Source organism: Microbispora sp. H10836, from assembly GCF_012999525.1.
In the GTDB taxonomy this organism is placed as follows: domain Bacteria; phylum Actinomycetota; class Actinomycetes; order Streptosporangiales; family Streptosporangiaceae; genus Microbispora.
Genome location: NZ_JABBWU010000001.1, coordinates 331,869 through 350,080, shown reverse-complemented (window position 1 = coordinate 350,080; position 18,212 = coordinate 331,869). Strand labels below are relative to the sequence as shown.

Below are 18,212 nucleotides of genomic sequence, written 5' to 3'. Positions count from 1 at the left end.
CCTAGCCGCGAGCGGAGCGAGCGCAAAGGAGCAGGGAGTGGCCGGTAGTCCGGTTCAGGTCACGGGCACGGTGCTGACGACGCGCCGGGTGGACGCCTACCATGCGCTCACCGTCGTCGCGCCGGGCATCGCCGACCGCTTCCGGCCCGGCCACTTCGTCACGGTCGCCGTCGGAGGCCGCGACTCCTCGATGCTCACCCGGCGGGCCTTCGCCGTCCACGACGTGAAGCCGGACTACGGTGGCACGGTGGAGCTCGTCTTCGGCGTGCGCGGCGCGGGGACGGCCTGGCTCGCCGACCGGAAAGCGCGCGACACGCTCGACCTGGTCGGACCGCTCGGCCGCCCCTTCCCCCTGCCGCGCGACCCCTGCACCTGCGTACTGGTCGGCGACGAGCACGGCTCGGCGTCGCTGTTCGCGCTGGGGGACGCGCTGCAGCAGCGGGGCTGCCGCGTCGACTTCGTGCTGGGCGCGCCGTCGGCCGACCGGGTCTTCGGGGCGCTGCGGGCGCGCCGGATGGGCGAGACGACCACGCTGACGACCGAGGACGGCTCGCTCGGCATGCGCGGCACGGTGACCGACGTGCTGCCCGGGGTGATCGCCGACGCGCGGGCCGACGCGGTCTACGCGTGCGGGCCCATGGCGACGCTGCGCGGCGTCACGGCGGTCGCCGCCCAGTTCGGCATCCCCGTGCAGGTGGCCGTGGAGGAGTCCATGGCCTGCGGCATCGGCGTCTGCATGACGTGCGTCGTGCCCGTCATCGGAGACGACGGCGTGACCCGCATGGTCCGCGCCTGCACCGAGGGGCCGGTGTTCCGGGGCGAGCGGGTGCGGTTCGACGACGTCGGGACGATCCCGTTCGACGCGCTGGGCGCGCCCGGCGGGCGGCATGCCTGAGCCGGGACGGGGGGACCGGCGGTGACGGCCGACCTCCGGACCTACCTGGCGCACGTGGAGCTGCCCAACCCGGTCCTGACCGCCTCCGGCTGCGGCGGGACCGGCCGCGAGCTGGCCCACTTCTCCGACGTCCACCGGCTGGGCGCGTTCGTCACCCGGTCGATCACCATGGCCCCCCGCGCGGGACGGCCGACGCCGCGGATGGCCGAGACCCCCTCAGGGCTGCTGAACGCCGTGGGCCTGCAGGGCCCGGGCGTCGACGGATTCCTGGAGCGCGAGCTGCCCTGGCTGGTCGAGCGCGGGGCCCGCACGGTGGTGTCGATCGGGGGCGGCACCGTGACCGAGTACACCGCGCTGGCGCGGCGCCTGGCCGGGGTCGACGGCATCACCGCCGTGGAGATCAACCTGTCGTGCCCGAACGTCGAGGACCGCGGCAGGGTGTTCGCCCGCGACGGGTCCGCCGCGGCGGAGGTCGTGGCCTCGGTGCGCGCGGCCACGCCGTACGAGGTGCCGGTCATCGCCAAGCTGTCCCCGGACGTGGCGGACATCGTCGCGGTCGCACGGGCGTGCGTGGACGGCGGCGCCGACGCCCTCGCGATGATCAACAACCCGGTCGGGATGAGCATCGACGTGGACACGATGCGTCCCGCGCTCGCGGCCGGCACCGGAGGCCTGTCCGGCCCCGCCGTACGGCCCCTGGCCGTGCGCTGCGTCTGGCAGGTCCACGCGGCGCTGCCCGGGGTGCCGATCGTGGGCATGGGCGGCGTGACGACCGGCAGGGACGCCCTTGAGCTCGTCCTGGCGGGCGCCTGTGCCGTCGCGGTGGGCACGGCCCTGTTCCACGACCCCTACGCCTGCCCGCGCGTCCTGAGGGAGCTCGAGGAGCTTCTGCAGGAGCGCGGGTTCGACCGGCTCGCCGACGCGGTGGGCCTGGCCCACCGGCCGGCGGGCGCGCAACCACGACCACGCACAGACCTCGAGGAGAGTTCGCTTTGACCACGCCCGCTCCCATCGCCGTCGCCCTGGACGCGCCCGACCTGGAGACCGCGGCCCGCTGGGCCGGCCTGGTGACCCCGCACGTCTCCACGGTGAAGGTCGGCCTGGAGCTCTACCTGCGGTACGGGCCCGACGTGATCGCCTCGGTCCGCGGCGCCAGCGGCGTGCGGGTCTTCCTGGACCTCAAGCTGCACGACATCCCGAACACGGTCGGCGCCGCCGCCCGGGCGGTCGCGCGGCTCAAGCCGACGTACCTCACCGTGCACGCCGCCGGGGGGGCGGCGATGGTCAGGGCGGCCGTCGAGGCGGCCCCCAGCACCCAGATCGCGGCCGTGACGCTCCTGACGTCGCTTTCCGAGGCCGATCTCCGCGAGATCGGCATCCAGGGACCCCCCGAGGACCTCGTGCGCCGTATGGCCGCCGTGGCCGTCGGGGCGGGCGCCCAGGCTCTCGTCTGCTCCCCCCGGGAGGTCGCCGCCGTACGCGCGGAGGTCGGCCCGGACGTGACGCTCATCACCCCGGGCGTGCGGCTCGCCGGCGCCGACACCCAGGACCAGGCGCGGGTGGCCACCCCGGAGGAGGCGATCGCACAGGGGGCCGACCTCCTCGTGATCGGACGGCCCATCACGGGGGCCCCCGACCCCGGCGCGGCGGCCGCCGGGATCGCCGCCGCGCTGCGCCGCGTGAGCCCCTGACCGCTCGCCCGAGGCACGCCAGGCCGGAGCCGCGAAGCCGCCCGGAGGCGACCGCGCCCGGCCGTTCCCGGCCCGTGAACGTCTCACGCGCCCGTCACCAAGCGTCATTCGGTTCCGGGCCTGCTGAGGCGGTTTTGATCTACGAAGAGTAACTTTTCGAATACCAAAAGTAGTAAAATCAATTTTGTCGTCGCAGAACCCGCCCTTGACGTTGCCGTTACGGCCAAGACCAGCTAGTTTCCCCCATCGTCCGAGTACATCGACAAGAAATTCGAGGTGACCCGGCGTGGCTCTTCCTCCCCTGACCCCCGAGCAGCGCGCCGCAGCTCTTGAGAAGGCTGCCAAGGCACGCAAGGAGCGTGCCGAGGTCAAGAACCGACTCAAGCACGGCGCGGTTTCTCTGGCTGAGGTGCTGAAGGATGGGCAGACCGATGACGTCATCGGCAAGATGAAGGTCTCGGCTCTGCTGGAGTCGCTCCCTGGCGTCGGCAAGGTCCGCGCCAAGCAGCTCATGGAGCGCCTTGGTATCGCCGAATCCCGCCGCGTGCGGGGTCTCGGCGCCAACCAGCGCGCCTCCCTGGAGCGCGAGTTCGGCGGCGCCGAGAACTGATCTCGGCGGCGTACGAGCGAGTTTCACGGGGGTACGGAGTGACCGACACGTCCCGGTCCGCTGGAGATCGGGCCCACGAGGCAGTCGCGACCAGCGAGTTCCGGGCACGCGGCGGTGACTCCTTGCCTCGCCCGCGCCTGACGGTCCTTTCCGGTCCGTCGGGTGTGGGGAAGTCCACGGTCGTCGCCGAGCTCCGGCGGTCCCACCCCGAGGTGTGGCTGTCGGTCTCGGTGACAACCAGGAAGCCCCGCCCGGGGGAGCGGCACGGCGTGGAGTACTTCTTCGCCACCGACGACGAGTTCGACGAACTCGTCGCCTCCGGCGAGCTTCTGGAGTGGGCCGAGTTCGCCGGCAACCGGTACGGCACGCCAAGGCGGCCGGTGCTGGAGAAGCTGGCGGCAGGCGTCCCCACCCTGCTGGAGATCGACCTGCAGGGCGCCAGGCAGGTGCGCACGACGATGCCCGAGGCCCTGCTCGTGTTCCTGGCCCCGCCCAGCTGGGAGGAGCTGGAGCGCCGGCTGCGCGGCCGCGGCACCGAGCCTCCCGACGTGATCGCCCGCCGTCTGGACGCGGGCCGGATCGAGCTGGCGGCGGAGAAGGAGTTCGACCTCACGATCGTCAACACGTCCGTCAAGGACGTGTGCCACCGGCTGATAGCCTTGATGGGAAACTCACCTAGCTAGGGGAATCACTGACGTGGCAAGCAGCTCCGCCTACGCGGAAGGCATCACCAACCCGCCGATCGACGCGCTTCTCGACATCGTCGACAGCAAGTACAGCCTTGTGATCATGGGTGCGAAGCGGGCGCGCCAGATCAACGCTTACTACTCTCAGCTCGGCGAGGGCCTGCTGGAGTACGTGGGGCCCCTCGTGGAGACCCACGCCCAGGAGAAGCCGCTGTCCATCGCCCTGCGCGAGGTCTCCGAGGGTCTGCTCACCTCCGAGCCCATCGAGGGCTGAGCCACCGCTTCGATCCGATGACCTCTGTCGTGCTGGGCGTGAGCGCCGGCATCGCGGTCTACAAGTCCTGCGAGCTGCTCCGCCTTTTCACCGAGTCGGGACACAGCGTGCGTGTCGTGCCGACCCGGGACGCTCTGCGGTTCGTCGGCGAGCCGACCTGGGCGGCGCTGTCCGGCAATCCGGTGACCACCGAGGTGTGGCAGTCGGTGCACGAGGTGCCGCACGTGCGCATCGGGCAGTCGGCCGACCTGGTGGTCGTGGCCCCGGCGACGGCGGACGTGCTGGCCAGGGCCGCGCACGGCATGGCCGACGACCTGCTCACCAACACCCTGCTCACGGCGCGCTGTCCGGTGGTGTTCGCGCCCGCGATGCACACCGAGATGTGGGAGCACCCGGCCACGCGGGCGAACGTGGCGACTCTGCGCGAGCGCGGCGCGATCGTGATCGAGCCCGCCGTCGGCAGGCTCACCGGCGCCGACACCGGTCCTGGGCGGCTGCCCGACCCCGCCGAGATCTTCGAGGTGTGCCGCCGCGTGCTGGCGGGCGGGCGCGAGGACCTGGCCGGGCGGCACGTCGTCGTCTCGGCGGGCGGCACCCGCGAGGCGATCGACCCAGTGCGCTTCATCGGCAACCGGTCCTCCGGGCTGCAGGGGTACGCCCTCGCCCGTACGGCCGTCGCCCGGGGCGCGGAGGTCACGCTCGTGGCGGCCAACGTGACGCTGCCCGATCCCGCGGGCGCGAAGGTCGTGCGGGTGGAATCGGCACGGCAGCTGCGCGACGCGGTCCTCGCGGCGGCCGAGCACGCCGACGCGGTCGTGATGGCCGCCGCGGTCGCGGACTTCCGGCCCGTGCGGCAGAGCGACACCAAGATCAAGAAGTCGTCCGCCGAGCCCGATCCAATCCATCTGGTGAAAAATCCGGACATCCTGGCCGAGCTGGGTGAGATCCGCCGGGCCAGGCGGGAGGCGTACGTCGTGGGGGACGGGCCGTACGAGGCGCCGGGCCGCGGGCGTGGAGCCGGGAACGGCGCGGGCGCCCCGGGGGAGGCCGCGCCCGGCGGGCCCTGTCCCCGGGTGATCGTGGGTTTCGCGGCGGAGACCGACGACGTCCTGGCCAACGGCCGGGCCAAGCTGCGGCGCAAGGGCTGCGACCTGCTCGTGGTGAACCAGGTCGGGGAGAACCTGGCGTTCGGCACGCTGGACAACGCGGCCGTCGTCCTCACGGCGGAGGGCGACTCCGTGGACATTCCGAGGGGTCCCAAAGAGGATCTCGCCGACGTAGTGTGGGATTTGGTGGCGCAGCGTCTCGCCTGACCTTCGTGTGGTGCCGGCGCGGGCGCCCGCCCCGCCCCCCGCAGGCCCTGCATCGAGGGAGCGATCGTCATGCCGGTGTCCGCCACGATCAGGGAGCGCTGCCGGGCGATGCTCGGCCCCGGCGAGGACATCCGCTACGTGTTTCCCGCGGTGGCCCTGCCGCCCCCCGCCACGATCGGGTTCCTCGTCGTGGTGACGGACCGCTCGATCACTCTGCTGTCCACCAAGATGTTCAGCAGGGACGAGCCGTCCGGAGTGTGGGCCCGTTACCCCCGCCGCACCCGCCTCGGGCCGCTCGAGTTCGGGTCGGGCCCCCGGATCGAGATCGGCGGGATGACCCTGGAGGTCGACGACGAGTACGCGGCCGTGGTCGCGGCGGCGGACGCGGAGGCCTTCTCGCCCGGTGACCTGCCCAGAGATCCCTTACCGGACCTCTGACCCGCCGTCCAGGGGAACGGCAGGCCTTCTCCCGGACTGCTGACCCTGCGACCGGAACCCGGACGGCTTCGCCGCTCCGCAGCGCCTAGGGCTAGACTCGCGTGAGCATCGAGTGGCCGCGGTAGGGCTCGGGCTCTACCGCCGATCACTCATGGACGTCAGCAGCCGCTGCATGAGGAGCCCTGAGTTGTCCCGTCGCCTGTTCACCTCCGAGTCGGTCACCGAGGGCCACCCGGACAAGATCGCCGACCAGATCAGTGACGCGATTCTCGACGCCATGCTCAAGGACGACCCCAAGAGCCGGGTCGCCGTCGAGACGCTGATCACCACTGGCCAGGTCCACGTCGCCGGCGAGGTGACGACGGAGACCTATGTCGACATCCCCGCCCTGATCCGCGAGAAGATCCTCGAGATCGGGTACGACGCCTCCCACAAGGGCTTCGACGGCGCCTCCTGTGGCGTGTCGGTGTCCATCGGCGCGCAGTCGCCGGACATCGCGCAGGGCGTGGACGACGCCTACGAGCACCGTGAGGGCGAGGGCGCCGACGACTTCGACCGCCAGGGCGCGGGCGACCAGGGCCTGATGTTCGGCTACGCCTGCCGTGAGACCCCCGAGCTGATGCCGCTGCCGATCATGCTCGCGCACCGGATGGCCCGGCGGCTGTCGGAGGTCCGCAAGAACGGCACGGTTCCCTACCTGCGCCCGGACGGCAAGACCCAGGTCACGATCGAGTACGACGGCGACCGGCCGGTCCGCCTCGACACCGTGGTCGTCTCCACCCAGCACGCCCCGGAGATCGACCTGCGGGAGATGCTGACCCCGGACATCCGCGAGCACGTGGTCGAGCCGATACTGGCCGACCTGGACATCGAGACCGAGGGCTACCGCCTGCTGGTCAACCCGACCGGCCGTTTCGAGATCGGCGGTCCCATGGGCGACGCCGGGCTCACCGGCCGGAAGATCATCATCGACACCTACGGCGGCATGGCCCGCCACGGCGGCGGCGCGTTCTCCGGCAAGGACCCGTCCAAGGTCGACCGCTCGGCCGCCTACGCCATGCGCTGGGTCGCCAAGAACGTCGTCGCGGCCGGTCTGGCCGACCGCTGCGAGGTCCAGGTCGCCTACGCCATCGGCAAGGCTCAGCCGGTCGGCCTGTTCGTCGAGACGTTCGGCACCGAGAAGGTGCCGGTCAACGTGATCCAGGAATCGGTGCTCCAGGTGTTCGACCTGCGTCCGGCCGCGATCATCCGCGATCTCGACCTGCTGCGCCCGATCTACTCCGAGACCGCCGCCTACGGCCACTTCGGCCGTGAGGGCTTCTCCTGGGAGTCCACCGACCGCGCCGACGCCCTGCGTACGGCCGCCGGCCTGTGACCCGCTCCTGACGAGCACGGCGACCACCGTCGCCCCCGGCGGCGCCCGCCCTGACGGCGGGCGCCGCTCGCGTGTGCGCGCCGCCGGGCCGGGCCGTCCACAGGCGGCGGGCGTACGTGTGATTGCGGCGCGCCGGGTCTGGTAGGACGTAGGAGTGACCGAGCCGACCCGCGTTCCGCACCCGCAGGAGGCGCTCCTCCCGGCGCCCCCCGCCGCCACCGAGCGGCGGCAGCGGGGAAGCACCGAGCGGCAGCGTGGAGGCGCGGGAGGGGCGCGGGCGGGCGCGGCCAAGGGCGCGCGCGAGGCGGCGCACGAGCTGCCCGTCGCCCGGGTCGTGGTGGACACGCCGCTGCCGCACCTCGACCGGCCCTTCGACTATCTCGTCCCCTCCACGATGGACGCCGAGGCGGTGCCCGGCTGCCGGGTGCGCGTCCGCTTCGCCGGTCAGCTCGCCGACGGCTACCTCCTCGAACGGCTGGCCGAGAGCGAGCACGCGGGCAGGTTGTCCTTCCTGGAACGGGTGATCTCCCCGGAGCCCGTCCTCACCTCCGACATCGCCCGGCTGGCCCGCGCCGTGGCCGACCGGTACGCCGGGACGATGCCGGACATCCTGCGGCTGGCCGTTCCGCCGCGTCACGCCCGGGTCGAGTCCGAGGCGAAGGCTCCCGCCCGCCGGGCGGCGTCCGCGGGGGAGGACGTTCCCGCGCCCGCCGGGCAGGAGCCGGTTCAGGGGGACACGGCGCACGCCCGCACGACCCACGGGGACACGATCCAGACGGACACCGCGGACGCGGACACGGCGGGCGCGCAAGGGGCGCGGGAGGACACGGCGCGCGCGGACACCGCGGACACGGCTCGCGCGGACACCGCGGACACGGCTCGCGCACACGAGGGCGTGGCGCGGGAGGACACGGCGGGGGAGGACACGGCGCGCGAGGGTGCGGCGCGCGGTGAGGCCGTGACCCGCGAGGACACGCCGGGCGAGACGGCGGGACGGCGGGCGGCGCGGGCGTACGGCGACGCCTGGATGGCCTACCCGGCGGGCGCATCCTTCCTGGAGGCGCTGGCCGAGGGCAGGGCGCCGCGCGCCGTGTGGACGGCCCTGCCCGGCACGGACGCCGACGGGCCGACGTGGCCGCACGCCATCGCGGCCGCCGCGCGGGCGACCCTGGACGGCGGCAGGGGCGTCGTCGTGGTGGTGCCCGACGGCAAGGACGTGGCGCTGGTGACCGCGGCCCTGGGCGAGACGCCGCACGTGGCGATCACCGCGGACCTCGGGCCCGCGGAGCGCTACCGGCGCTGGCTCAAGGCGCTGCGCGGCGAGATCGGGATCGTGGTGGGCAACCGCCCCGCGGCGTACGCGCCGGTGGCCCGGCTGGGGCTGGCGGTCGTCTGGGACGACGGCGACGACCTGCACGCCGAGCGCCACGCGCCCTATCCGCACACCCGGGAGGTGCTCGGCCTGCGTGCCCACCAGGCCGGGGCGGGCCTGCTGGTCGGCGGCTACGCGCGCACGGCCGAGGCCACGGCGCTCGTCGAGACGGGCTGGGCCGCCCCGCTCGTCCCGGACCGGGCGGTGGTCAGGGTCCGGGCGCCCAGGGTGCGCCCGGCGGGCGACGACGCGGAGCTGGCCCGCGACCAGGCGGCCAGGGCCGCCCGCCTGCCCAGCGTCGCCTGGCGGGCGCTGCGGGAGGGACTGGAGCACGGACCGGTGCTCGTCCAGGTGCCGCGCAGGGGTTACCTGCCCGCGCTGGCGTGCCGGCACTGCCGCGCCCCGGCGCGCTGTTCCGGGCTGCCGCCGGCGCGCCCGGCCCCGGCGCCGCATGCCGCCCCGGGAGGCGCGGCGGCGCGCGGCGGCGACGCGCGGGGCCGCATCGGGACGGGCCCGGGCCGGGGATCAGGCGTCCACCCGGCCGACGTCGGCGGTGCCGAAGTCCGCACTGACGTCCACCGCGCTGACGTCCACCGCGCTGGGGGCGGGACGGGCCCGGCGGGCGGCAGGGCGAGGATGCTCGCGGAGCCGGTGCTCGCGGAGCCCCTGGCCACGGGACCGGTCTGCTCGGGCCCGCTCGCGCTGCGCGGCGGGCACGCCGTGCCGTACTGCCGCTGGTGCGGCCGGATCGCGGGCGACTGGCGCTGCCCGTCCTGCGGCGGGACCGGCGTGCGGGCCGTCATCGTCGGCGCGCGGCGCACGGCCGAGGAGCTGGGCCGGGCCTTCCCGTCGGTCGCCGTCCGCACCAGCGGGCGCGACGGCGTGCTCGCGACCGTGAGCGGCGCCCCGGCGCTGGTCGTGGCGACGCCCGGGGCCGAGCCCGTGCCGGACGGCGGCTACGCGGCCGCGGTGCTGCTCGACGGATGGGCGCTTCTGGGCCGCCCCGACCTGCGGGCGGCCGAGGAGGCGCTGCGCCGCTGGACCAACGCCGCCGCCCTGTTGCGGCCGGCGGGGGAGTTGGTGGTCCTGGCCGACGCCGCGGTGCCCGCCGTACAGGCCCTGCTGCGCTGGGACCCCGTCACCTTCTCCGAACGCGAGCTCGACGAGCGGGCCGAGCTGGGTTTCCCCCCGGCCGTGCGGATGGCGACGCTGACGGGGCCGGCGGCGGCGATCAGGGAGACGCTCGCGGACGCCGTGCTGCCGCCGGGAGCGCAGGTTCTGGGGCCGGTGCCGGTGGAGGGCGGGCCGGAGCGGGCCATGGTCCGGGTGCCGCGCCACCTCGGGTCCGCGCTGGCCCGCGCGCTCAAAGGCGCCTCCGGTGTGCGCTCCGCGCGCAAGGCGCCGGACGTGGTACGTGTGAACATTGATCCTCTCGACCTCATCTGACCGATTCGCCTCGCACAAAGCGAGCCGTTAGCGTGCCTGTGTGTCGATCGAATGGGTTAACCGGGCCATCGACGGCCTCCGCGCCTGGGGACGCGAGCGGAGCGTCGAGGTCGACGTCGACGAGGTACGTCTGCTGTGCGACTACGCCAGCGACTACCTGGAGGTGAACGAACTGGGTGATTTCCGGCCGGGCACCTTCGAGGAGCTCCTGCTGGAGATCTATCCGCGCAAGGTCATCGCGCCGCCGGAGAGCGCCCCGGAGACGGTCGCCGCGGCGCGGACACTGGTCGAGTTCCTGCTGGACACGGGCGAGATCGGCAGCAAGACGGCCATCCGGATGCGGGAGACCATCGACCGCATCGAGCCGGAGATGCCGCGGGCGCTCGCCGACACGTCCAAGTTCGGCATGGCCAAGAGCCTGTTCAGTGCCATCGGGCCCGACTCGCTGGAGCTCGACGCGGCCCAGGGCGCGTCGGAGGGCGGCGCGGAGGGCGGTGAGTGCGACTGCCCCGGCTGCGCGCCCCTGCCGCCCGTACGGCTCGCGCCGCGCGAGGAGGTGGTGCGCGCCGTGCACGAGGTGCCGCTGCTGCGCGACGCCCACCGGGTGGTGACGTGGCTGGTGGAGGGCGGCCGGACCGTGACGACGCGCCGGTCCCTGCGGGTCAGGGACGCCCGCGCGTGCACGGCCGAGCTCGGCGTCGAGCGTCCCGAGCCGGCCTGGCGCCTCGCGCTCGACCTGGGCCTCGCCCGGCTCGACGGCACGGCCGTCGCGACCGGGGAGGTGTTCCGCGAGCTGAGCTCCCGTGGGGACGAGGAACTGCTCGGCCTGTGGCGGGGGACGCTGGAGTTCCTCGTAGAAAGATGCGGGCCGTTCACCGGGGAGGCGGTGGTGGACGAGGGGATGTCCCAGATCCACGACCTGCTCTACCGGCTGCAGTCGCCCGTCCCGGTGGACGCGCTCGCCGACTACCTGCGCGAGGTGGCCGCCGGGCGGCCGGTGGGCAGGCTCGACGAGGCGCTGACGGCTCTGACGTACGCGGGAACGGTCCAGCCCACCGAGGACGGCCTGGCTCTGACCCCGCACGCGCTGTGGGGCCTGCGTGAGCTGTACGCGGGCATGGGCCTGGACGCGCCGCTCGCGCCCGCGCCGGCCGAGGGGGACGCGAGCGGGCTGATCGCCGGCCTCATCGGCGACGGCACGGCGGACGAGGCGGCCGAGCGGGACATCGCCGAGTGGCTGTCGCGGCGCACCCCCGAGCAAGCGGCGGCGGAGCTGCTGGCCGCCGTGGCCGGGGCCCCGGCGGAGGTGCGCGGGGTCGCGGTGACCATCGTGGACCGGCTGGGCGTGGAGGCGGCGGCGGTCGTGCGGTCCTACCTGGACGACGCCGAGCTCCGCCCGCACGCCATCCACTGGCTGTCCTCGCGCGGCCTCGACGCGCCCGCGCTCACCCCCGAGGAGGTCCTGTGGGTGAGCGTCGACATGCTCGCGCTGGCGCTGCCCGCCGCCGAGGCCGACCCGGAGGGCTTCGCGGAGAACATCGCGGCATCGGGGCCGCCCGCGCACCTGATCGAGGACATGTGGCGGGTGGACCACCCCGACGTGGTCGAGGTTCTCGAACTGCTCGGCAGCACGCTGGCGGACCAGGCGGCGGCCAAGGCCGCCCGGAAAGCGGCTTTCAAGGCTCGTTCGCGGGGCATCAGGTGACTGCTGTGCAGTAAGTTGCTGGAATGGCCGACAGCGACGTGCTCACCTTCCCGCCGGTCGACATCGTCCCCGACGAGCAGCTCGTCCACGCGGTGCGGGAGGTCCCGCTCGTGCGGGACGCCCACCGCCTCGCCGAGTGGGTCGGGGGCCGCTGCGACGCCTCGGCACGGGGCGTCTGCGAGGTGACCGAGCTGGGGATGCCGCACCCGGCCGAGGCCGAGGCGGCGGTCGCCGAGCTGGGCCTGGAGGCCCCCAGGCTGCGCCTTCTGTGGGTGGTCGCGGTCAACGGCCGTCTGGTGGAGGTCACCCGGCAGGGCGCCCGCCGCGGGCCCGGCGTGCCCGACCCGATGGAGTTCTGGGACGGCGTGGTCATGGACGTGCTCGACCGGACCGAGGAGGGCCTGACCGGCTCGGCCGTCGTCGACGAGCACCTCACCGAGATCCTCGCGACGATCTACTCGGTGCGTGAGGGGATGCCGCTCGCGGCCCTGGCCGGCGGCATCCTCCAGGCCCACGAGGTGGGCTGTGAGGCGCGGCCGGCCGACCTGCGGCGGCTGCGGATGACCCTGCCGGGGGAGCTGGCGGCGGCCATGGCGCTGCTGGAGTACTGCGGGCTGATCGAGCTGACCGGCGAGCTGGTCCGGCTCACCCAGCCGGGCGTGTGGGCCGTACGCCGCGACCTGCTCAGGGAGGGCCACGACGCGCCGTCTCTCGGGGAGGTGGCCGCGCTCGCCGAGCTGGGGGCAGCCGAGCTCATCGACGCCATGCTGACCGGCCGGGCCTCGGCCAGCGCCGCCACGCTCTGGCTGGAGCGCCGGGTGCCGGAGGACGCGGCGCGCGAGCTCATCAAGATCGCCGCGTCCGGGAACGCCGCCCAGCGCGGCACCGCCGGGACCGTGCTGGAGGAGCTGGGCCCGGAGGCCGAGCAGGCCGTACGGGAGGCCCTGGACGAGCCGATGATGTGGCGCTACGCCGCGGCCTGGCTGGGCGTGCGTGACCTGGACGCGCCGGCCCTCGGCGAGGGCGACGGCGCCTGGGTCGCGGTGGACACCCTCGCCGCCCTGCTCTACATCGGCGCCCCGGTGGACTCGGTGGCCCATTTCGACCTCCTCGGGGAGGATCTGCTCACGCTGGTGCCCGAGATGGGCCGGGCCGATCACCCCGACGCCCTGGCCGTGCTGGAGATGCTCGGCAGGCACCACCCCGATCCGCTGATCGCGAAGACCGCCAGGAAGACGGCGATGAAGGTGCGCTCACGCCCGTAGACTGAGGTGATCCTCCTCGTGTACGTGACGTGAACGGAGCCAACCCTTGGCCATTCAGCCGATCCGCCTGTTCGGCGACCCGGTGCTGCGCACTCCGGCCGAGCCGGTGGTCGACTTCGACAAGGAACTGCGCAAGCTCGTCAAGGACCTGACCGACACGATGATGGACGCGCCGGGCGCCGGCCTGGCCGCGCCGCAGATCGGCGTCGGCCTTCGCGTGTTCACCTACTACGTGGACGAGCAGCTCGGGCACCTCATCAACCCCGATCTCGACCTCGGCGGTGAGATGGACGAGGAGGGCGAGGAGGGCTGCCTGTCCTTCCCCGGCCTGACCTTCCCGACGCCCCGCGCGATCAGGGCGGTGGCCAAGGGCTTCAACATGCACGGCGAGCCGGTGACGATCGATGGCACCGACCTCATGGCGCGCTGCTTCCAGCACGAGACCGACCACCTCGACGGCGTGCTGTTCATCGACCGGCTGGACCCCAAGCAGCGCAAGCTCGCCATGAAGGCGATCCGCGAGGCCGAGTGGAGCGGCCTGTCGGCTCCGGTGGTGAAGATCTCGCCGCACGTCACGCAGGGAAGGGCGCTGTAGTGCGGCTGGTCTTCGCCGGCACTCCCGACACCGCGCTTCCGTCGCTGCGCGCCCTGCTGGACTCGCCCCGCCACGAGGTGGCGGCCGTGGTGACCCGGCCGGACGCGCAGTCCGGCCGGGGGCGCAAGGTCCACCCCAGCCCCGTGGCCCAGCTCGCGGAGGAGTCGGGGATCGAGGTGCTCAAACCGGCCAAGGCCGGGGACCCGGAGTTCCTCGGCCGGCTGAGGGAGATCGGCCCCGACTGCTGCCCGGTCGTCGCGTACGGCGCCCTGCTGCCGCAGGCGGCGCTCGACATCCCCCCGCAGGGGTGGATCAACCTGCATTTCTCGGTGCTTCCGGCCTGGCGCGGCGCGGCGCCCGTGCAGCACGCCGTGCTGCACGGGGACGACGTCACCGGCGCCTCGACCTTCCGCATCGTGAAGGAGCTGGACGCGGGGCCGGTCTTCGGCGTGCTCACCGAGGCGATCCGCTCCGACGACACCAGCGGCGCGCTGCTGGCCCGGCTCGCGGAGGCCGGCGCGGGCCTGCTGCTGGCCACGCTCGACGGCGTCGAGGACGGCACGCTGGAGGCGCGTCCGCAGCCCGCCGACGGCGTCAGCCTGGCCCCCAAGATCACGGTCGAGGACGCCAGGATCGACTGGGCCGCGCCCGCCATGCGGGTGGACCGGCTGGTGCGGGCCTGCACGCCGGGTCCCGGCGCGTGGGCCGAGTTCCGCGGCCAGCGGGTCAAGATCGGCCCGGTACGGCTCGCGCCCGACGCCGGCAAGCTCGCCCCCGGGGAGATCGCGGCCACGCGGAAGACCGTCCTCGTCGGGACCGGCACCCACCCCGTCGAGCTCGGCGAGGTGCAGCCGCAGGGCAAGCGGCAGATGACGGCGGCCGAGTGGGGCCGCGGCGTCCGGTTCGCGGACGGTGAGACCCTGGTCTGAAGGACCGTCCCGCGGGGCCCGGCGCCGCGCCGGGAGGACGAGTGCGCGGGCGACGACAGGCCCGCCGGGTGCCGGCGCCGCCGGGGCGGCGGGCAGCGGGGAGAAGGCCGCGGAGCCGGAGACGGCGGACCAGTGGTGGCGGAGCCGAAAGCGGCGCATGGGCAAGTGGCAGGGTCGAAGGCGGCAGGGTCGAAGGTGACACCGTGAAGCAGGGCAGAGGTCAGGGCGGCGGCGCGCGGCGCGGTCAGGGGAGCGGCCAGGGCGGCGGCCAGGGCGGGGGCCAAGGCGGGGGCGCCGGGCAGGCCCGCCCCGGGCACGGCGGCAGGGCGGGCCACGGCGGGCCGTCCGCGCACGCGGCGAAGGCCGGGCAGAGGCAGGGCCGCGGACGCCCACCCCGCGACGAGGCGCGCAATGCCGCCTATGACCTGATGCGGGCCGTCGACGAGCGCGACGCGTACGCCAACCTGCTCATGCCGACGCTGCTGCGGCAGCGGCGGATCACCGGCCGCGACGCGGCCCTCGCCACCGAACTCGCCTACGGCACGTTGCGCGGCCTCGGGACCTACGACGAGGTCATCGCCGCGTGCAGCGACCGGCCGCCGGAGGAGGTGGACCCGCCGCTGCTCGACGCGGTGCGGCTCGGCGTCCACCAGCTTCTGCGCACGCGGATCCCGCCGCACGCGGCGGTCAGCGCCACCATCGACCTCGTACGGCTGCGCGTGGGGGCCGGGCCCTCCCGTTACGCCAACGCCGTGCTGCGCAAGGTGGCGGGCCGCACGCTGGAGCAGTGGCTGGAGATCGTCGCCCCGCCGCGCGCGCAGGATCCGGTCGGCAACCTGTCGGTCACCTACAGCCACCCGCGCTGGATCGTCTCCGCCCTGCGGGACGCGGTCGGCGGGGACCTGGACGAGACGGCCGCGCTGCTCGAGGCCGACAACGAGCGGCCCCGGGTGGCGCTGGTGGCGCGGCCGGGGCGGGCCACGGTGGAGGAGCTGGTCGCGGCCGGGGCCGAGCGGGCCGCCTACTCGCCGTACGCCGTGTATCTGCCGGAGGGCGACCCGGGCGCCATCCCCGCGGTGGGGGAGGCGCGCGCCGCGGTGCAGGACGAGGCCAGCCAGCTCGTCGCGCTCGCGCTGACCCGCGTGCCGCTCGACCGCGACGCCACGTGGCTGGACATGTGCGCGGGCCCCGGTGGGAAGGCCGGGCTGCTCGACGCGGTGGCGATGCGGCAGGGCGCCCGGCTGCTCGGCGCCGACGTGCAGTATCACCGTGCCCGGCTGGTGTGGGGCACCACCCGTGAGGCGAAGGTGATCACGGCCGACGGCACCCGGCCCGCCTGGCGGCCCGGTGCGTTCGACCGGGTGATGCTCGACGCACCCTGCACCGGGCTCGGCGCCCTGCGCAGGCGGCCGGAGGCGCGGTGGCGGCGCGACCCCCGCAGCGTCCCCGAGCTCACCGCGCTGCAGCGGCGGCTGCTGGACTCGGCGCTCGAGGCCGTCCGGCCGGGCGGCGTGGTGGCGTACGTGACCTGCTCGCCGCACCTGGCCGAGACCCGTGCGGTGGTGGAGGACGTGCGCGACCGGGCCGAGGTGCTGGACGCGCGCGCGTTCCTGCCGGAGGTGCCCGGCCTCGGTGACGGGCCGTACGCGCAGTTCTGGCCGCATCGGCACGGCACCGACGCGATGTTCCTGGCGCTGTTGCGCCGTCCTTAGCCGGTGCCACCGGCGCCCGTCGTGAGTCCTCGGATGTCGTGGACATCACGACGTCCTTCTCGTCGGGGGTGACGTCCGCGCCCGGCGCACCGGTCCGTCCGGTGGCGACGAGTTTCGCCCGCGGCGGCGTTTTCGCGGCTGTTCCCGGGGCGCGGAGAGATCTTGGTTGGTAACGTTCGGGCCGTGCCGCCGCCCGGAGGCACCCTGGTGAGCATGAGGCAGGCCCATGACCACGACCGACTTCGACCGCGCCCGGCTGACCAGCCCGCCGCGCATCCGCTCGCTGCGCCTGGGGGAGCTCACGGTCAGCTTCGTCCCGGACGGGGCGGGGCGGCTGAAGCGCGGATGGCTGCCCGCCGCCACCGCCGCCGACTGGGAGACCCTCCACGACTATCTCGACGAGGACGGCTTCCTGACCGGAGGCTTCGGCGCGCTGCTGGTGGAGCGGGGCGACCGGGCGCTGCTCATCGACACCGGTCTGGGGCCCGCGTCACAGCCCGACGACCCGGCCAACCCGCTGATGGGCAGCCTGTCCGCCGGTGAACTGCTCGACAATCTGCGGCGGCTGGGCCGCGAGCCGGGGCAGATCGAGGCCGTCGCCATCACCCACCTGCACATCGACCACCTGGGCTGGGCCTGGAGCGCCGCCCCCGGCGCCGACGCTCCGCCGTTCGCGCACGCCCCTCACCTCGTCGCGGCGCCCGAATGGGAGCGGCGCGATCTGGCCGCCCATAGCGGCGCGACCGGGGAACGCCTGGCCGCCTTCGCCTCCCGCGTCCGCACAGTCGACGACGGCGAGGAGATCTTCCCCGGCGTCCGGGCGTCGTTCGTCACCGGGCACACCGTCGGCCACACCACCTACGTCATCACGGGCGGCGACCAGAGGCTCGTCGCCTTCGGCGACGCTCTCCATTCGCCCGTCCAGGTCATCCATCCCGAGTGGTCCTGCGCGATCGACCACGACCCCGCGGAATCGGCGGAACGCCGCCGCCGCCTGGTAGAGGAGCTGAGCGGTCCCGGCACCATCGGCTACGGCGGCCACTTCGCCGACGTGGTCTTCGGCCGGGCCGAGCACCGCCCCGACGGCCGGTTCACCTGGGTTCCCGTCGCCTGACCGTTCCGGGCGCCGGGGCGGGGCGGACGGGACGCCGGGCGAAATAGACTGCAGGGACTATGGCCGTTCAGATCTCGCCCAGCATCCTGTCCGCTGACTTCGCCCGCCTCGCCGACGAGGCCGCACGGGTGGAGAACGTCGCCGACTGGCTCCACGTCGACGTGATGGACTACCAATTCGTGCCCAACCTCACGCTCGGTCTGCCGGTCGTCGAGTCGCTGCTGAAGACCACCTCGACGCCGATCGACTGCCACCTGATGATCCAGGACCCGGACCGGTGGGCGCCGGACTACGCGGAGGCGGGAGCGGCAAGCGTCACCATCCACGCCGAGGCGGCCAAGGCCGCCGTGCGAACGCTGCGGGCGATCCGTGCCGCCGGGGCGAGGGCCGGCCTGGCGCTGAACCCGGCGACCGCCGTCGAGGGATACGAGGACCTGCTGCCCGAGATCGACATGCTGCTCGTCATGACCGTCGAGCCGGGCTTCGGGGGGCAGCGCTTCCTCGACATCGTGCTGCCCAAGGTGTCCCGGGCGAGGGCGCTGATCGACAAGCACGGCGGCGAGGTGTGGCTCCAGGTCGACGGCGGCGTCTCCACGGAGACGATCGAGCGCTGCGCCGAGGCCGGGGCCGACGTGTTCGTGGCGGGCAACGCCGTCTACGGCGCCGACGACCCCGCCCGCGCCGTCGCGGAGCTCAGGAGCCTGGCCGAGCGGGCCACCCCGCCCGCCTGATCAGCCCACCTCGTCGGCCCGCCTCGTCGGCCCGGCTGCGCGCATGGCGGCGCGGGGCCGG

The 18,212-nt window shown here is 74.3% G+C and carries 17 protein-coding genes; all 17 read left to right on the top strand.

The features are described from left to right. Nucleotides 1-37 precede the first annotated feature (37 nt). The 17 genes from HHX30_RS01605 to rpe all read left to right on the top strand — a co-directional run bounded on the left by HHX30_RS01605 (nt 38) and on the right by rpe (nt 18,151). Nucleotides 38-895: a dihydroorotate dehydrogenase electron transfer subunit gene (locus HHX30_RS01605; RefSeq protein ID WP_169978584.1), complete on the top strand. Its 858-nt coding sequence runs from the start codon at nt 38-40 to the stop codon at nt 893-895. A gap of 21 nt (nt 896-916) precedes the next feature. Next, nucleotides 917-1,891, top strand: coding sequence for a dihydroorotate dehydrogenase (locus HHX30_RS01600; RefSeq protein WP_169978582.1), 975 nt, complete (start codon nt 917-919; stop codon nt 1,889-1,891). Continuing rightward, entirely contained in the window at nt 1,888-2,586 is a 699-nt protein-coding gene (gene pyrF, locus HHX30_RS01595; protein ID WP_169978580.1) for an orotidine-5'-phosphate decarboxylase, read from the top strand. The genes HHX30_RS01600 and pyrF overlap by 4 nt, the downstream gene beginning before the upstream one ends. A gap of 286 nt (nt 2,587-2,872) precedes the next feature. Continuing rightward, nucleotides 2,873-3,196, top strand: coding sequence for an integration host factor, actinobacterial type (gene mihF / locus HHX30_RS01590; RefSeq protein ID WP_169978578.1), 324 nt, complete (start codon nt 2,873-2,875; stop codon nt 3,194-3,196). A 122-nt stretch (nt 3,197-3,318) separates the two neighbouring features. Then, a complete protein-coding gene (gene gmk, locus HHX30_RS01585; RefSeq protein WP_249349518.1) occupies nt 3,319-3,879 on the top strand; it encodes a guanylate kinase in 561 nt (186 codons plus the stop codon). A 13-nt stretch (nt 3,880-3,892) separates the two neighbouring features. Beyond that, nucleotides 3,893-4,156 (top strand): DNA-directed RNA polymerase subunit omega, encoded by a 264-nt coding sequence (gene rpoZ / locus HHX30_RS01580; protein WP_169944735.1) that lies wholly within the window; start codon nt 3,893-3,895, stop codon nt 4,154-4,156. A gap of 17 nt (nt 4,157-4,173) precedes the next feature. Further along, nucleotides 4,174-5,469 carry a bifunctional phosphopantothenoylcysteine decarboxylase/phosphopantothenate--cysteine ligase CoaBC gene (gene coaBC / locus HHX30_RS01575; RefSeq protein ID WP_169978574.1) on the top strand — a complete coding sequence of 432 codons (1,296 nt, stop codon included), beginning with the start codon at nt 4,174-4,176 and terminating at the stop codon, nt 5,467-5,469. Between the two features lie 69 nt (nt 5,470-5,538). After that, nucleotides 5,539-5,907, top strand: a complete 369-nt coding sequence (locus HHX30_RS01570; protein ID WP_169978572.1) for a hypothetical protein — start codon at nt 5,539-5,541, stop codon at nt 5,905-5,907. Between the two features lie 187 nt (nt 5,908-6,094). After that, nucleotides 6,095-7,282: a methionine adenosyltransferase gene (gene metK / locus HHX30_RS01565; protein ID WP_169978570.1), complete on the top strand. Its 1,188-nt coding sequence runs from the start codon at nt 6,095-6,097 to the stop codon at nt 7,280-7,282. A 154-nt stretch (nt 7,283-7,436) separates the two neighbouring features. Continuing rightward, nucleotides 7,437-10,100, top strand: a complete 2,664-nt coding sequence (locus HHX30_RS41170; protein WP_311922009.1) for a primosomal protein N' — start codon at nt 7,437-7,439, stop codon at nt 10,098-10,100. Nucleotides 10,101-10,140: 40 nt separating this feature from the next. Further along, a complete protein-coding gene (locus HHX30_RS01550; protein WP_169978568.1) occupies nt 10,141-11,805 on the top strand; it encodes a hypothetical protein in 1,665 nt (554 codons plus the stop codon). Between the two features lie 23 nt (nt 11,806-11,828). Beyond that, nucleotides 11,829-13,070 (top strand): hypothetical protein, encoded by a 1,242-nt coding sequence (locus HHX30_RS01545; RefSeq protein WP_169978566.1) that lies wholly within the window; start codon nt 11,829-11,831, stop codon nt 13,068-13,070. Nucleotides 13,071-13,116: 46 nt separating this feature from the next. Then, nucleotides 13,117-13,665 (top strand): peptide deformylase, encoded by a 549-nt coding sequence (def, locus tag HHX30_RS01540; protein WP_169978564.1) that lies wholly within the window; start codon nt 13,117-13,119, stop codon nt 13,663-13,665. Next, complete coding sequence (gene fmt, locus HHX30_RS01535) at nt 13,665-14,594, top strand: methionyl-tRNA formyltransferase (protein WP_169978562.1); 930 nt, start codon at nt 13,665-13,667, stop codon at nt 14,592-14,594. Before def ends, fmt begins: the two co-directional genes overlap by 1 nt. Nucleotides 14,595-15,022: 428 nt before the next feature. Next, nucleotides 15,023-16,306 carry an RsmB/NOP family class I SAM-dependent RNA methyltransferase gene (locus tag HHX30_RS01530; protein ID WP_249349591.1) on the top strand — a complete coding sequence of 428 codons (1,284 nt, stop codon included), beginning with the start codon at nt 15,023-15,025 and terminating at the stop codon, nt 16,304-16,306. Between the two features lie 226 nt (nt 16,307-16,532). Next, on the top strand, nt 16,533-17,420 hold the full coding sequence (locus HHX30_RS01525; RefSeq protein WP_169978558.1) for an MBL fold metallo-hydrolase: 888 nt from the start codon (nt 16,533-16,535) through the stop codon (nt 17,418-17,420). 59 nt (nt 17,421-17,479) lie between these two features. Further along, nucleotides 17,480-18,151 carry a ribulose-phosphate 3-epimerase gene (gene rpe / locus HHX30_RS01520; protein WP_169978557.1) on the top strand — a complete coding sequence of 224 codons (672 nt, stop codon included), beginning with the start codon at nt 17,480-17,482 and terminating at the stop codon, nt 18,149-18,151. Nucleotides 18,152-18,212 lie beyond the last annotated feature (61 nt).